This window comes from Actinomyces ruminis (assembly GCF_002154335.2).
GTDB classification, from domain to species: Bacteria; Actinomycetota; Actinomycetes; order Actinomycetales; family Actinomycetaceae; genus Actinomyces; species Actinomyces ruminis.
Genome location: NZ_MTPX02000031.1, coordinates 1 through 14,231, shown reverse-complemented (window position 1 = coordinate 14,231; position 14,231 = coordinate 1). Strand labels below are relative to the sequence as shown.

14 protein-coding genes are annotated in these 14,231 nt (G+C 69.4%); 4 read left to right on the top strand and 10 right to left on the bottom strand.

Features of this window, described 5'->3' with window-relative positions:
• Positions 1–436: 436 nt before the first annotated feature.
• From ccsA to BW737_RS04605, 8 genes are all read right to left on the bottom strand, one after another.
• On the bottom strand, positions 437–2,047 hold the full coding sequence (gene ccsA / locus BW737_RS17745) for a cytochrome c biogenesis protein CcsA (RefSeq protein WP_257210479.1): 1,611 nt from the start codon (positions 2,045–2,047) through the stop codon (positions 437–439).
• Positions 2,040–2,783, bottom strand: a complete 744-nt coding sequence (locus BW737_RS17740) for a cytochrome c biogenesis protein ResB (protein ID WP_257210487.1) — start codon at positions 2,781–2,783, stop codon at positions 2,040–2,042. Before BW737_RS17740 ends, ccsA begins: the two co-directional genes overlap by 8 nt.
• 68 nt (positions 2,784–2,851) lie before the next feature.
• Positions 2,852–3,583 (bottom strand): cytochrome c biogenesis protein ResB, encoded by a 732-nt coding sequence (locus BW737_RS17735; protein ID WP_257210478.1) that lies wholly within the window; start codon positions 3,581–3,583, stop codon positions 2,852–2,854.
• Positions 3,584–3,597: 14 nt separating this feature from the next.
• On the bottom strand, positions 3,598–4,290 hold the full coding sequence (locus BW737_RS04625) for a cytochrome c biogenesis CcdA family protein (RefSeq protein WP_086614968.1): 693 nt from the start codon (positions 4,288–4,290) through the stop codon (positions 3,598–3,600).
• 4 nt (positions 4,291–4,294) lie between these two features.
• The gene (locus tag BW737_RS04620) at positions 4,295–5,245 is read right to left on the bottom strand and encodes a tetratricopeptide repeat protein (RefSeq protein ID WP_086614969.1); all 951 of its coding nucleotides are present in this window, start codon (positions 5,243–5,245) and stop codon (positions 4,295–4,297) included.
• 17 nt (positions 5,246–5,262) lie between these two features.
• Positions 5,263–6,804, bottom strand: coding sequence for an ammonia-forming cytochrome c nitrite reductase subunit c552 (locus BW737_RS04615; protein ID WP_218961778.1), 1,542 nt, complete (start codon positions 6,802–6,804; stop codon positions 5,263–5,265).
• A gap of 6 nt (positions 6,805–6,810) precedes the next feature.
• On the bottom strand, positions 6,811–7,308 hold the full coding sequence (gene nrfH, locus BW737_RS04610) for a cytochrome c nitrite reductase small subunit (protein WP_086614971.1): 498 nt from the start codon (positions 7,306–7,308) through the stop codon (positions 6,811–6,813).
• A gap of 119 nt (positions 7,309–7,427) precedes the next feature.
• Positions 7,428–8,264 (bottom strand): SDR family NAD(P)-dependent oxidoreductase, encoded by an 837-nt coding sequence (locus BW737_RS04605; protein ID WP_086614972.1) that lies wholly within the window; start codon positions 8,262–8,264, stop codon positions 7,428–7,430.
• 62 nt (positions 8,265–8,326) lie between these two features.
• Between BW737_RS04605 and BW737_RS04600 the strand changes: the two genes are divergently transcribed.
• Positions 8,327–9,133, top strand: coding sequence for an exodeoxyribonuclease III (locus BW737_RS04600; protein ID WP_086614973.1), 807 nt, complete (start codon positions 8,327–8,329; stop codon positions 9,131–9,133).
• A 45-nt stretch (positions 9,134–9,178) separates the two neighbouring features.
• Here BW737_RS04600 and BW737_RS04595 read toward each other — a convergent pair whose 3' ends face one another.
• Together BW737_RS04595 and BW737_RS04590 are read right to left on the bottom strand one after the other, a co-directional pair.
• Positions 9,179–10,000 carry a serine hydrolase domain-containing protein gene (locus BW737_RS04595; RefSeq protein WP_420835703.1) on the bottom strand — a complete coding sequence of 274 codons (822 nt, stop codon included), beginning with the start codon at positions 9,998–10,000 and terminating at the stop codon, positions 9,179–9,181.
• Between the two features lie 10 nt (positions 10,001–10,010).
• Positions 10,011–10,844, bottom strand: coding sequence for an NADPH-dependent oxidoreductase (locus tag BW737_RS04590; protein WP_086614974.1), 834 nt, complete (start codon positions 10,842–10,844; stop codon positions 10,011–10,013).
• A 55-nt stretch (positions 10,845–10,899) separates the two neighbouring features.
• Between BW737_RS04590 and BW737_RS04585 the strand changes: the two genes are divergently transcribed.
• From BW737_RS04585 to BW737_RS04575, 3 genes are all read left to right on the top strand, one after another.
• On the top strand, positions 10,900–11,703 hold the full coding sequence (locus tag BW737_RS04585; RefSeq protein ID WP_086614975.1) for a 3'-5' exonuclease: 804 nt from the start codon (positions 10,900–10,902) through the stop codon (positions 11,701–11,703).
• Positions 11,704–12,038: 335 nt separating this feature from the next.
• Positions 12,039–13,058 carry a PrsW family glutamic-type intramembrane protease gene (locus BW737_RS04580; protein ID WP_086614976.1) on the top strand — a complete coding sequence of 340 codons (1,020 nt, stop codon included), beginning with the start codon at positions 12,039–12,041 and terminating at the stop codon, positions 13,056–13,058.
• Positions 13,049–14,131, top strand: a complete 1,083-nt coding sequence (locus BW737_RS04575; protein ID WP_086614977.1) for a hypothetical protein — start codon at positions 13,049–13,051, stop codon at positions 14,129–14,131. Before BW737_RS04580 ends, BW737_RS04575 begins: the two co-directional genes overlap by 10 nt.
• The last annotated feature ends 100 nt before the right edge of the window (positions 14,132–14,231 follow it).

The window sequence follows — 14,231 nt, the reverse complement described above, 5'->3', positions numbered from 1 at the left end:
GTGTTTTCCGCGTAATTACACCAAATCGCTAGAAACGCGCCGCGAATGAGCATGCGGCGCGTGCTCGCGCCGGGCCCACCCGTGCGCGGGTTCGGCTCCTGGCGCTTGAGGGTGTGATGGCGAGGAGGGCATGGGGTGTGCGGATGGTGGAGTGCCGACGGTTGTGGAGGATTCGCGGCTGCGCACTGCGTGGTGCCGGGCGGAGGCCGAAAATGTCCATATTCGGCATTAACGCCGTCGAAGCGAATGCAGTCCGATGCGGCATCCGCATGATTTCAACGTTTTGTTTGCGGCCGCTGACACGGCTCGCACCGTTCGTGCCGAATCTGGACATTCCACTGCGGCCTACACCCGGGATCGGCCCACCACAGCCGCAAACCGAAAGCGCCACGTGATTCCCACCGGTCTCGGCGAGGGACTGAGCGGGGCTGCGGGGTCAGTTGCCGGTGAGGGCCTGCAGCGACTCGTCCATCTGCTCGGGGGTGAGCAGGCCGACGTGGACCTGCTGCACCACGCCGTCGGCGCCGATGAAGAAGTGCGAGGGCACGCCCATGATCCCGTAGGCGGCGGAGATCGTCTGGCTGCGGTCGGGCACCTGAGTGAACTCGTTGCCGACGCGTTCGGAGTAGGCGCTCACCGCGGCGGCATCCTCCCCCACGTAGACCACGATCACCTCGACGTCGTCCCCGTAGGCGGCGGCCGCCGCCTGCACATCCGGCATCTCCGTGCGGCAGCCGGTGCACCAGGTGGCCACGAACATCAGCCACACCGGCCGCCCCTCCGACGCCGTCGGATCCAGCGACACCTCCGCGGAGTCGATGCCGGTGGCGGTGAAGGCCGGGGCCGTCTGCCCCGCCACCGGGGCAGTGCTCGCCCCCGCGACGTCCACCTCGGTGACCACGGCGGTCTCGGCCTGGGCCGGCCCGGTGTCGTCCGGTCCCACCGCCCACCAGGCCGCAATGGCGATGGCGAAGGCGGCTACTAGCACCACGGCAACCTGCCCGAAGCGGGAACCGCGGATGCCGGCGCGCCAGGCGGGCTCGTCGGGGTCCTCGTCCCGGGGTGTGGGCGGCACGGCGTCGAGCCGGTCGTCTACGTCAGTGGAGTTCTCCTCCGGCAGATCGTCACGCATAGGAGTGCAGTCCTCCGAAGAACAGGTTGCCCAGGTAGGTGAACAGGACGGCGGCGAAGCCAGGATCAGCAGCCAGGCGGCGCGATTGCCCCGCCAGCCGCGTGTCACCCGGGCATGCAGGTAGGCGCCGTAGATCAGCCAGGTGACCAGGGCCGCCGTCTCCTTGGGGTCCCAGCCCCAGTAGCGCCCCCAGGCGACGTTGCCCCACAGCGCCCCCAGGATCAGCATCAGGGTCAGCATGGGGAAGGTAACCACGGTGGCCCGGTAGGCCAGGTCGTCGAGCACCTCCTGCCGGGGCCAGCCCCGCCAGCGCACGTGTGGGGCGAGCAGGTACATGACCGCGGCGGCGAAGGAGACCACCGCCGCCCCGTAGCCCAGGGACGCGGTGAACACATGCAGGGTCAGCAGCGGAGAGTTCTGCAGCGCCGGCATCAGCGGGCTGGGCTGGTATGACAGCGTGGAGGCGTAGATGAGCATCGCCAGGATCACCGGCAGCACGATGATCGACACGGTGCGCACCCGGTAGCGCCACTCGAAGACCACCTGCGCCAGCATCATGCCCCAGGCGAAGCAGATGGCGAACTCGTAGTGGTTGGAGAAGGGCGCGTGCCCGGTGGCAATGGTGCGGGCGATCAGCGAGCCGGTCAGCAGCAGCAGCGCCAGCTGGGTGGACTTGGCGGCCCACCAGGTGACGGTGAAGCGCTTGATCGGGGCCCGCTGGACGCCGCCGGTCACCTCCACGGTGCGCTCGCCGTCGCCGGTGTCGACGATAACGGTGCTGCCCGCGGCCCCGGTCGACGCCGGTGCAGCGGCCCGGGACATGCGGGCCGCGAAGAAGGCGCCCAGATAGGCGATGGTGGAGACCACCACCAGGCCGGTGGTGATCAGCAGTAGAGCCTGGGAGTACTCAAGCATCGACGTCGTTCCTTTCCGCGTGCTGTGTCATTCGTCCACTCAGGCGGACGGCCATGTCGGTGAAGAAGGCGCTGAATCCGAAGTCGCGGCGGTCGGGGGAGGCCAGCTGCACCAGGGCGCCGTCGTCGGCATCGGTCACGCGCACCCAGATGCGCCGGTGCGGGAAGAACATGGTCATGCACACGCCGATCGCCAGCAGGCCGAAGCCGACCCACACGACCGGTGCGCCCGGGTCGCGGCGCACAATCATCCCGGTGAACTGCTGCTCCCGCTCGAAGGCGAGGGTGTAGTCGCCCACCACGCTCGGCTCACCCTGGTCCAGGATGGCCTCGGCGCTGGGGGTGGTGGCCTCGCCCGCGTACAGCTCGACACGCACCTGGCCGGGCTCGATGCCGGTGCCGACCTGCCCGGAGGCCGCCTCCACCACGTACAGGACAGTGCCGTCGGGCAGGGTGGTGTGGCCGTAGTTGAAGATCTTGTCCGAGGTGGTCCACTCCAAGGCGACGCCGTCGTGGAGGATCTCCGTCCCCGAGGCGTCGGCCACGCGCATGACGGCGGAGACCCCGAAATAGGACTGGTGGAACATGATGCCGTGGTAGCTCAGCGGGGTGTTGACCCGCACCTGCTGGGAGGCGACCTGCTCGCCGGCATCCAGCAGGGTCAGGTCGGCAACGTAGTCCTTGGGGGAGCCGTCCTCGTAGTAGGTGTCCTGGAAGCTGTTGGCCTGGGCCGTCAGGGCGGTGCCGTGGCCGACATCCTTGGGGAAGCCGACGGTCAGGGTGAACTGCTGGTCGCGGAAGCCCGTCAGGAGGAGACCACGAACCCGGCCATAACCACCACGAAGGCCAGGTGGGCCAGGACCGTGCCGAACGGAGCCCAGTGGTTGCGGTCCAGGTAGGCGTTGTGGCCAGGGCCGCGCTCGTCGACGATTACGCGCAGGTGGTGCCTGCGGGCGTCGACACACACGGTCTCGAAGGCCTTCTCGGTGCTGACCGGCGCGGTGAAGTGGGAGCGCAGCCGGGCCCGCTCGAAGAAGCGGGCGGTCACCCGGGTGCGCGGGTGGCGGGAGGCCCGCCAGATCACCGGGAGCCGGTGTGCCGTGCAGGCGAGGATGGAGGCCGCCAGCAGCCCCATCACCACCAGGAACGGCACCGAGGTGAACATGTTGAACGCCCCGAGCGTGTGCAGGATGCCGGTCCAGCCGCCGAAGGCCGGCCGCACCTGCTCCAGCCACTGCTCGGTGGCTTGGGCGTCGCCTGCGGTGGAGGCGGGCATCTGCGGAAGGATCGCCCCCATCAGGCCCAGCAGTCCGGCCAGCAGAATCAGCACCAGTCCCACGGTCTTGTTGTAGAAGAAGGCATAGATCTGCTTGGCCACCTGCCCCGGGGACAGCGCGGCCTGATCGTCAAGGCCGTCCACGGCCGTGGAGCCGCGGGATGCAGCACCCATTCCCGTCGGTGTCGTGTCCGACGGCTTCGCCCGCCCGGTCGACTCGGCGGTCTCGGCGCGCGCAGTGCCGGTGTCGGTCTGTTTCACCTTTAGATGCCTCCTTAAAGCCCCAGGGCGGGGATCAGGGCGGACAGTCTTCCCAGCAGTCCGGCGATCATAAGCAGCCCGATGACGACGAGCACGCCCCCACTGACCAGGGACACGCCCACGTGGTGGCGGCGGAACCAGTTGAACCTCCGGGTCACCTGCGCCGAGCCCAGGGCGACCGCGATGATCGGCATGCCCAGTCCCAGGCAGTAGGCAACCATCAGGGTGATGCCGGACCACGCCGTCGGGCTGGCCGTCGCCAGGGCGAGGATGCCGCCGAGGATCGGACCGATGCACGGGGTCCAGCCGGCCCCGAAGGCGATTCCCATTAGGGCGGCGCGCAGCGGGGAGCCGGCGGCGTCGGCGGGGCCGGATGCCCGCACCAGGGTGTCGAAGGGCCGCAGCGTCAGAATGCCCGCCACGTGCAGCCCCATCAGCACCAGCACCGCCCCGCCCGCCATGCGGGCGTAGACCACGTAGGGGCCCAGTGAGCGCCCGAGCAGCCCGAGGGCGGCCCACAGTGCGATGAACACCGCGGAGAAGCCGACCATGAAGCTCACCGAGTTGGCCAGGGCGGTGCGACGGCTCACCCGGCCTGCGTCAACCCCCACCAGCTGTCCCACGAAGGCGGGCACAATCGGCAGGAAGCAGGGTGAGGCGAAGGAGACGAGGCCCGCCAGCAGGGCGACCGGAAGGGTTAGTTCCATCCGCTCACCCTGCGCTCGGCGTCGCTGTGGCGGTGCCCATGGTGCCCACGTGGCCGCGGACGTTCGCGGCCATCTCCGAGTCGGGGGCGAGTTGGAGCACCTTCTCCCAGCACTCGGTGGCCCGGTCGGCGTCGGGCGGGGTGCGGGCCATGTACAGGAAGCCGAGGTTGTACCAGGGCTCGGCCACATCCGGGTCGATCTCGGAGGCGCGCAGCCAGTGCGCCTCCGCCTCGTCATACAGGTTGGACTGATACTCGGCCACACCGATGGTCAGCAGCGCGTCCAGGTTGTCGGGATCGACGTCGAGGATCTGCTGCAGCCAGGTGATGGAGTCCTGGTACAGGGCCGCCTTGAGGTACATGACGCCCAACTCCTGGCGGGCCTCGACATCGGCGGGGTCCGCCTCCGCCTGGACCTTGAGCTCCTTCTCCCGCTCGGTGTCAACCGGCTCGGCCTCGTCCATGGCGGCGATGGCGCTCGCGTCGGCCGTGGCCGCGACCGACGGGTGGCCCGAGGGCAGTGCCGAATCAGCGGTGACGTCGCCCCGGCCCGCCTGCTGGACGATGATGACTACGGCGGCCGCGAGCAGCGCCACCAGCACCAGGTTGAGCCGGGACACGCCGGTGCGGCGCTCCAGCGCGGAGGGGGTGCGCTGCCCCCGCGGCGCGGCCTTTGCGGAGGGCGCAGAGGGGACGACGTCGGCGTCGTCATCAGCCAACAGGTCCTCGACGTCGGCCGCGTCCTCCTCGTCCGACTCGTTCCCCACACCACCTTCGGGCTCGTTGGTGGCAGCGGCGGTGTCAGTCTGCTCGGCCCCGAGCCGGGCAATCTGGGCGTCCGCCCACTCCTTCAGTCCCTCCGGGGCGGTGGCCAGAAAGGCGGCGAGCTCCTCCCGGTCCGGCTGGCCACCGACGCCCTGTGCTCGCGATTCCTCGTTTTCCTGCGCTTCACGCATACCGTTGCCGCGCCCCGTCAGTTGCCGGCGTCCGGCAGGTGCTGCTCGGGGATGGCCGGGCCGATCCCGTTCTCGACGTCGACGCCGCGCAGTGCCAGCTGCCCGGAGCGGGCCCAGTCGGTGGCCTGGTTGAGGATGGAGATCGAGTAGGCGGGGGCGTGGAAGCCGCGGCCGTTCTCGGAGAAGGAGTAGTCGATCACGAACTGTGCCTTGCGCTGGTAGTCGCGGGCCGTAGCCAGATCCTCTGCGGTGGCACTGCCGTCCGCATCCGCCTCGGAGATGTCGGTGATCAGCGCGTCCAGGGCGGTGAAGGAGACGTTCAGCGAGTCCTGCCAACGGGTCTGGATGCCCTCGACGCGATCACGCATCTCCTCCGTGGTGGAGTGGTGGCAGGTCAGGCAGGAGGCGTTGATGGTCTCGTCGCTGGCCATCGGGCTCATGATCTGGTGGTTGGAGACCTTGGCGGCACCCACCCGGCTGTAGGCCATGTGGCAGTCGGCGCAGGTGACGCCGTTGGCGGCGTGGATGCCCTGCGACCAGGTCTCGAAGTCGGGGTGCTGCGCCTTGAGCAGCTCGGCGCCGGACTCCTCGTGGGTGAAGTCGGTCCAGCCGACCTCGTCGTAGTAGTCCATGGCGTCGTACACGGTCAGGCCGTTGTCCCACGGGAAGGTCAGGGTCTTGGAGTCGCCGGCGAAGTAGTACTCGACGTGGCACTGGGCGCATACGTAGGTGCGCATCTCCTGGTTGGTGGCGTCGCGGTTGACGTCATAGTCCTCAATGCCCTCGGCCGCCTTGGCCTTGCGAATGCCGTCGATGAAGGCGGGCCGGGTGATGGTCAGCTCCATGGTCTGCGGGTCGTGGCAGTCGATGCAGGCGATGGAGGAGGAGGCGTGCTCGTAGGCCTCGTCGTAGCTCATGGCGTTCATGGCGTGGAAACCGGCCTCGCGATCGCCGTCGCCCAACTCGTCGTAGACCTCGGGCATGGAGGCGTGGCAGTTAAGGCAGGTGCCGGGCTGGTTGAAGCGTTCATCGGTGCGCTCGGTGTAGCGCTGGTCGGCCAGCGCCCATTCGTGCCCGCGGGGCTCGGTGTAGTCCACGGCGAAGGCATAACCGCGCCACATCCGCTGTGCGCGGGTCTCCGACTCGATCCGGGAGATGGTGTGGTACTCGCGCGGATCGTCGGCGGTGGGGGTGACGGCGATGAAGTCGCCGTCGGTGTCCTCAGCGGTCTTGAGGTACTGCTCGTACTGGATGGGGAAGTTCTGGCCCCACACGGCAGGGTCGTAGGAGGTGTCGGTCAGCTCCACCACCTCGGTGAAGGAGGCCGCCGACTCCTGCTTGTGCTCGAAGATGGTGGTCAGCAGCCAGGTCACGACCCCTGCCGCCACGGCCACGGTCACCAGCACCAGGGCGGGCACCCACTTGCGGGAGCGGCCCGACCGGGCCGCCTGCTTGACGTCATCCGCATCCCCGGCGTCGGGGTCGACGACGTCGTCGTCGGGTTCCAGGGCATCCACCTGGGGGTCCTCCATAGCAGCATCTTCCCTTTCGGTACTCATGTCGCATCACCTCATATGCCCGACGCCGTCGTGGCAGCGGATGCACGACACCGTCTCGTCCTTGTGGGTGGAACTGTTGGTGGCCTGGTCGACGAAGTCGCCATGGCAGTACAGGCAGGCCGCCTCGGTGATCTCGCGGTTGTGCTCGCGGATCTGAATGTTCTCCGGGTAGTTCTGGAAGGTGAACTTCAAGGAGTGCCAGAAGCCGTTGTCCGCCTTGTTGATGTACTTGTAGACGATGTTGTCGTGCGGGGCGTGGCAGGAGTTGCAGGTGGCCACGTCGTGGTGGCTGCCCCGCTGCCAGGCCTCGTACTGCTCATCCATCGCGTGGCAGTTGGCGCAGGTGGCCGGATCGTCGCCGAGGTAGCCGGTCACGCCCGAGTAGTACACGGTGAACCCGCCGACTCCCAGGAGCACGCCCAGCAGCGCCGCCAGCGCGACCCGCGTCCACCCGGTGAACAGGCGCGTGTATCCGCGCCATAGCGCCTTGAACAGACGTACCACGCGGCACCCCCTCACGCTCCGGGAATGTCACGCCCCGTCCGTTGGGGACACGGACTGACGCAGGGCTTCCTGACTTTATGAAGGATATCACACAGCGTCAGGAAAGTCAGGACTAAGCGTCAGTAACGGGTGCGCACGCTGGCATGCCCGGCGACGCGGCGCACCACCCCACGGGGCGCGATCCGCAGCAGTGCGTTGACGCCGAGGTAGCGCAGCGACGGGGTACAGATGACCTGGCCGCGACGCACCGCCGCGAGCGCGGCCCGGGCGACGTCCTCGGCCCGCAACCAGGCAATATCCGGCCAGGCGGCATCCATGCCGGCGCGGTCGTGGAACTCCGAGCGGGTCAGGCCGGGGTTGACTACCGTGGCCGTCACCCCGGTGCCGCGCAGCTCGCTGGCCAGGCCCTCGGTGAAGGTGCGCACCCAGGCCTTGTGTGCGGCATAGGTGCCCATCGCGGTCAGCGCGGTCACGGAGGAGACGTTCAGGACGGCGCCGTGCCCACGGGCGATCATGCCCGGCAGCGCGGCGTGGGTCAGTTCCATCACGGCGCCCACCATGACGTTCAGGGCGCGGCGCTCCTGGGCGATGTCACCGGTGGTGAAGGGCTGGCCCACGGCGAAGCCGGCGTCGTTGACGAGCAGGTCGATGGGCCGGGCGGCCACCTGTTCGGCGGTGTGCGGGGCGTCCGAAGGGGTCGCCCCCGCCTCGTATCCGGGCGTGGACGCCTCTACGCGCAGACGTTCGGCGACGCGGGCGACGTCGTCGGGAACCGACAGGTCCGCGGCGATCACCTGCACGCCGACGCCCGCCACCTGGCTGATTTCTGCGGCGACCTGATCCAGCCGCGTCCGGGTGCGGGCGACGAGGACGAGGTCGTGGTGGGCCTCGGCGAGCTGCCAGGCCAGCTCCAGGCCGATGCCGCTGGTCGCGCCGGTGATGAGTGCGGTTCCCATACGGGCGAGCCTAATCGCCCGGCCTCGTCGTCGTCGGCAAGCGGCCGCGGTAGCCTGCACGCATGCGTCTGGCCACCTGGAACGTGAACTCTGCCCGCACCCGCGTCGACCGGATCATCGACTTCCTCGCGCGCCGGGACGTGGATGTGCTGGCCATGCAGGAGACCAAGTGCCGCCCGGACCAGTTCCCGCGCGCGCCCTTCGAGGCGGCGGGCTACGAGGTGGCCGTGCACGGGTTGAACCAGTGGAACGGGGTGGCTATTGCCTCCAGAGTCGGGCTCGACGATGTCGCAACCGCATTCCCCGGCCAGCCCGGCTGGGCGGCGAAGGCGGGGGCCGAGCCGGTGGTGGAGGCGCGGGCGCTGGGGGGCACCGTCGGGGGCGCCGACGGCGAACCGGTGCGCCTGTGGAGCCTGTACGTGCCCAACGGGCGGGAGCTGACCCACCCGCACTACCGGTACAAGCTGGATTGGTTGGCGGCGCTGCGCGACGCCGTGGCCGACTGGCTGGCGGCCGATCCGGGCCAGTCGCTGGCGCTAGTCGGCGATTGGAACGTGGCGCCGCGGGATGAGGACGTGTGGGACATGAGCGTCTTCGAGGGTGCCACGCACGTGTCCGCCCCGGAGCGGGCGGCACTGGCAGCGCTGGAGGGGGCCGGCCTGCAGGAGGTGACCCGCGAGCGCGTCACCAACTACACCTACTGGGACTACCAGCAGCTGCGCTTCCCGCGCAATGAGGGCATGCGCATCGACTTCGTCTACGGCTCGGCGGCCTTCGCCGCCCGGGTGCGCGACGCCGCCATCGACCGGAACGAGCGCAAGGGCAAGGGGCCCAGCGACCACGTGCCGGTCGTCGTGGACCTCGACTGAGCCGATGGGCCGCCCGAGCCGCTGACGGCGTAGGCAGCAGGACGTTCAGAGCGCGAGTATCTGGGCGCTGAGCTCCGGCCAGAGCCTCCTGTGGACGGCTCCGAAGGGCCGTTCCCCCAGGAACACCGCCTGGCGGCGGGCCACCGGATCGACCCAGATGAACGATCCGGACTGGCCGAAGTGGCCGAAGGTTTCGGGGCTGCCCGTCGACGCGGTCCAGTGCGGCTGTTTGGCGCCGCGGATCTCCAGGCCCAGGCCGAAGTCGTTGGGGTCCTGGCGCCCATATCCGGGTAGCACGCCCGGCAGGCCGGGGTGGACGGGGCGGCGTGCGGCTTCGGCCAGAGCGGACGAGACCAGCGTGGGGGCCGCCAGTTCCCGGGCGAAGGCGGCCAGGTCCGCGGCGTTGCCCGTCCCCGAGTGGGCGGGCGAGCCGGGGATGCGGACACTCGCCATGCCGAGAGGTTCGAGGACGCTGGTCTCAACCCACTCCTCGAGCGGGGTCGCGGTCGCCTCCTCCAGGCGTCGGCCGAGGAGCTCGAAGCCACGGTTGGAGTAGATGCGACGGTGGCGCGGCGGCGCCAGGACGGCATCGGAGTCGAAGGCGATGCCGGAGGCGTGGGCGAGCAGGTCGCGGATGGTGGCGCCGGGCAGCTCGGGCGCGGCGGGCGCATCCAGGTCCAGCAGGTGGCGGTCCACGGCGGCCAAAGCGCTCCAGGCCACGATCGGCTTGGTCAGCGAGGCGAGCGGGTAGACCGCGTGGACGTCGCCCACCTGGGCGAGGACCCGGAACTCCGGGAAGGCTCCCCCGGTGCCGTCTACCCGCTCGGTGGCAATGAGTGCGACCGGAAAGCCGAATCCCGTCAGCACCGTCGCCGCCTCAGTGCAGGCAGAGGAGCTGCTCGTGCAGGACGTCCAGGACGGGGGCCTGCGAGGCCGGGCCGCCGCCCAGTGCGCGGGCGATCTGGGTGGTGAAGGAGTCGACGCGGTTATTGGTGTCGCGCAGGTCGTAGTACTGCTCGACCTCGGCGTCGTAGGCGGCCAGAGCGTCGGCGTGGGCGTCGAAGTCGGGGTAGGTGTCCACCGCGGTGACGATCTCGCGGGGCAGGCGCGGCTTGTACTGGGGTTCCTGGGCGGCGTGGCCCACGAGCAGGCCGAGCAACGGGTAGGTGCGCTGGGGCAGGCCCAGGGCGGTGATGACGCGGCGCACGTCCCCGATGATGGAGCCGAGGTAGACGGTTCCCAGCCCCAGTGACTCGGCGGCGACGACAACGTTCTGGGCGGCAATGACGGCGTCCTCGACACCCTGGAGGAACAGGGTGGTGCGCTCCAGCGGCTCCAGGGAGGCACCGGCGCGCTCACGAATGACGGCGTTGCGGTGCAGGTCGACCACGAACACGAACAGTTCACCGGCATCGCCGCCCACGTAGGGCTGACCGGAGGCGAGGTGGAGCTGTTCACGCACGGCGGGGTCCTTGACCCGGATGACGGTGACCTGCTGCTGGAATGAGGAGGTGGCGGCGTGGCGGGCGACGTCGAGCAGGGTTTCCACGACGTCCTCGCCCACCGGCTCGGAGGTGTAGGCGCGGATGGTGCGGTGAGCCAGCTGGGCGGCGATGGTGGGATTGGTGACGGGCGTCGTCGCCGGGGTGGTTAGGGCGTCGGTGGGCGCGGTAGCAGCGGCGGCGGACTCATTTGCAGGCGTGGTCGTCATGACTCGACTCTAGCCCGGTCGGCCCAGTCCCGGCCGAGAGAGTCGGGACCGAACAGTGGACGGGGACGGCCCGGCGGCGAACACCTACGATGGGGGCGATGCCCTTCTATCACCGCACGCGTCGCCCGCTGCGCCAGACCCTCCAGCCCCGCCCTGTCACGGATGCGCTCGAGGCTGTGGATGTTTCTCAGGTGGCTACGCCGTCGTCGACCTGGAGACCACGGGCCTGTCGCCGGCATCGGACTCAATCATTGAGATCGGGCTGGTGCTGGCCGATCCCGACGGCGCCGTGGAGCGGACCTGGGCGACCCTGGTGAACCCGGGCGCGGGAGTCGATGTGGGGCCTACACATATTCACGGGCTGGTGGCCGAGGACCTGGCGGGGGCGCCCGCTCTGGCCGACGTCGCCGATCTGCTGGTGCGGGATCTGGCGGGGCGGGCGGTGGTCGCCCACAATGCCCGCTTCGACGTCGGCTTCCTCACCCAGGCGCTGGGCGGCTTGAACCATCTGGACCGCGGGGCGCGGGTGCCGCGCGTGTGCACCATGGAGTTGGCGCGGCACTTCATGGCTACGCCGTCGCGGCGACTGGTGACCTGCTGCGAGACCGCCGGGGTGCAGATCGGGCGGCACCACACGGCCCTCGACGACGCCCTGGCCAGCGCGGGCCTGCTGCGCCACTACCTGGCGGTGGGGCGGGAGCGTGGCGAGGAGCCGGTCGCCTGGTCGCGCTCGCTGGCGGAGGCGGTGGCCTTCAACGGCTGGCGCTGGAGCGAGGCGGCCGCGAGCGCCCAGGAGTCCGGGCTGGTGCCGCGCCGCGGCGACGGCGTGCTGCGCCAGGTCGACGACGGCCGACGGTGAGGAGCCGGGTGCCGTTTTCTGCCGGTCTCGGCACGTCATTAGTGCCGGTCTGAGCGGTCGCATCGATCCCGCCGACGAGAGGTCACCGAGAATCGCTCTCGTCTCCGTGCTTGCCCCTGAGTAAAGCGCGACCGATTCCGATTTGTGATTTACTGCCGTCGACCCGAGCCCTTCCCCTGCTGAAAGGTTCCCTTGATGTCTGTTTTCCCCGCGCAGTCTGCCGGAGCTTGGCAGACCGGTTCGTCCGCTGAAGGTCGTGCGGAGTGGTGGGAGGTGTTGCGCGATCGCGCAAGCGGCGCCCGCTGGTTCGGGCGGCTGATGAGGGTTCGGGCGGTGTGTTCCTGCTGGCGGCCATGGTGGTACTGCTGGGGCTGATCGTGTCGCCGACGTTTAGAGCGGCGTTGGGCGCCTGGGTGGGCTGCCTGTGGCTGGTGCTGTGCTGGTTCGCGCTGGCCCGGGCGAAGACCGTGTCTTGGGTGCTGGTGTCAGGTGTGTTGGCGGCGGCGATGCCGTGGGCAGGGGTTATCGCCGCGATAAGCACGTGGATCTCGGAACGCGCCCAAGTGGGAGTCTCATACACGGCGGCCCAGGTCGTGGTGGCGCCGCTGGTGGAGGAGGTCCTGAAACTAGTGCCGTTGGCGGTACTGGCGCTGGCGGCTCCGGGACGGGTGCGGCGGCTACTGGCGAGCGACTGGCTGGTGCTGGGGGTGGCCTGTGGTGCAGGGTTTGAGGCGGTTGAGGAGATGGCGCGGCGGGTCGCCATCCTGGAGACACAGCCGGGCTTGTTTGGTGCACTGGATTTGTTGACGTGCTCCTACCAGGGCGTCGGCGATCTGGAGTGCCTGGGTGCGTCCATGTTCTCCCTAAGCCCGTTCTCGGGTCAGACGGGGGAGTATCTGGTTTTCGCCGGGCACGCGATTCTCACCGGTCTGGCGGCCGGAACACTGGGCGTGGCGATCGCCATATGGCGCCGGTGCGGAGGCAAGGCCGGCTGGAGGCGCGTGGTGGCGCGCGCCGCGTGTGTGCTTGCGCCACCGTGGGCGTTGTGGGTGGCGATGGTGGATCACTCCGGCCGCAATGCCAGTCAGTACGGCGCCTGGTCGCAGACCGGGGACCAGGCGCCGTGGTGGCCGGTGGGCGTTACCTCGACGCTGACGCTGGGTGGGCACGGGCGCGGCTGGGTGCTGCTGGCGCTGCTGAGTGTGGCATGGCTGCTGGACGTGCGCACCCTGTGGGAAGGTGGTTACACGCTGTCGATTGAGGGCAGCGACGGCGGGGGCCGGTTGGGACTGTGGCGGGAGCGGCGCATCAAGCGCTGCCCTATGATCGCTGGCGACCGCTGCGGGTGGTGCTGATTGACCTGGTGGCCACCGCCGGGATCGAGTGGCGCTGGGCGTACCGCACGCTGTTGGAGGCCACTAGCACCCGCCGGCCGGGGCTGCTGGCGGTTGCGCCGTCCAGGCTGCGCATTGGCCGGGAGGAGGCGGTGCGGGTCGTTCTGGACGCGCCGCCCCAGCGCTGGTGGCGCTGGCGGCTGGCGGGGGCGGGCGCCCTGGCGGCGGCCGTCGGCCTGCTGGCCCTTACTCCGGTGCTGGCCGCTGCGCTGCAGGAGCAGCTGAGCAGTTCTGGGTTCTCATGGTGGTTGGCGGGGATCCTTCATGCCTTGGGAACCTGGTGGGAGGGGCTCAGCCTGGGGCAGAAGGCCATGGTGCTGGCACTGGCCGGGGCTATCGTGATATTGACCGGCGGAACCTTGGGTCTGGCTTTTGAGGTCGGCATGGGGCTTTCCACTGTGTTCGCAGCCTCCCACGGAGCCGCCGATCTGATGCGGGACCCGTCCGGCACCGTGCGCCGCTATCTGTCCACCCATACGCCCGCGGAGATCGCCCTGGACCTGGCACTGGCGGGACTGACCTTTGTGGGCGGCGGTGCGGTCAGCGGCATGGGCGGCCAGGCCGCCCGTGGCGCCCACTGGGCCTCCCGGCAGGCCGCCCGCGAGGCCCGCTACGAGTACTGGCTGTGGCGCAACAACCGGCCCGCCTGGCGCAGCTACGTCAAGGAACGCAACCGAGCCGTGCGCAAGTACCTGAGCGATGAGACCGGCGCGGTTAAACCCGGTATGTTCGATCCACGTGCCGGCAAGCACTACCCCGGTGTACGCAAACCCGTGCGCGGGTCCAGTGAGGGCGGTGTCGGTACCTGGCGCAAGGGCAAGAACAACAGTCCCTCCTGGCGCTCGGCGACGTATGAGGAACAGGTCACCGGCGTGCGCGTGGACGACTCCTACTTCGTCAACGGCAAGGAGTTCGACGGCTTCAAGGACGGCGTGCTCATCGAGGCCAAGGGCGAGGGCCTGGCCAACCTCATGAACAAGCCTGGGGCGAGCACATCATCCCCGACATGCAGGAGCAGGCCTGGAAGCAGGTAGGGGCGGTGCGCGCCACCGGCACCAACACCCCCATACACTGGCACATCGCCGAACAAGAACTATACGAACGACTCCTCGAGCTCCAGAAGCACAATAAGTT

Bases quoted from the DNA above. Each gene is read 5' to 3' on its own strand.
- ccsA (WP_257210479.1), bottom strand. From the start codon at position 2,047: ATGCTTGAGTACTCCCAGGCTCTACTGCTGATCACCACCGGCCTGGTG.
- BW737_RS04625 (WP_086614968.1), bottom strand. From the start codon at position 4,290: ATGGAACTAACCCTTCCGGTCGCCCTGCTGGCGGGCCTCGTCTCCTTC.
- BW737_RS04620 (WP_086614969.1), bottom strand. From the start codon at position 5,245: ATGCGTGAAGCGCAGGAAAACGAGGAATCGCGAGCACAGGGCGTCGGT.
- BW737_RS04615 (WP_218961778.1), bottom strand. From the start codon at position 6,804: ATGAGTACCGAAAGGGAAGATGCTGCTATGGAGGACCCCCAGGTGGAT.
- BW737_RS04605 (WP_086614972.1), bottom strand. From the start codon at position 8,264: ATGGGAACCGCACTCATCACCGGCGCGACCAGCGGCATCGGCCTGGAG.
- BW737_RS04600 (WP_086614973.1), top strand. From the start codon at position 8,327: ATGCGTCTGGCCACCTGGAACGTGAACTCTGCCCGCACCCGCGTCGAC.
- BW737_RS04590 (WP_086614974.1), bottom strand. From the start codon at position 10,844: ATGACGACCACGCCTGCAAATGAGTCCGCCGCCGCTGCTACCGCGCCC.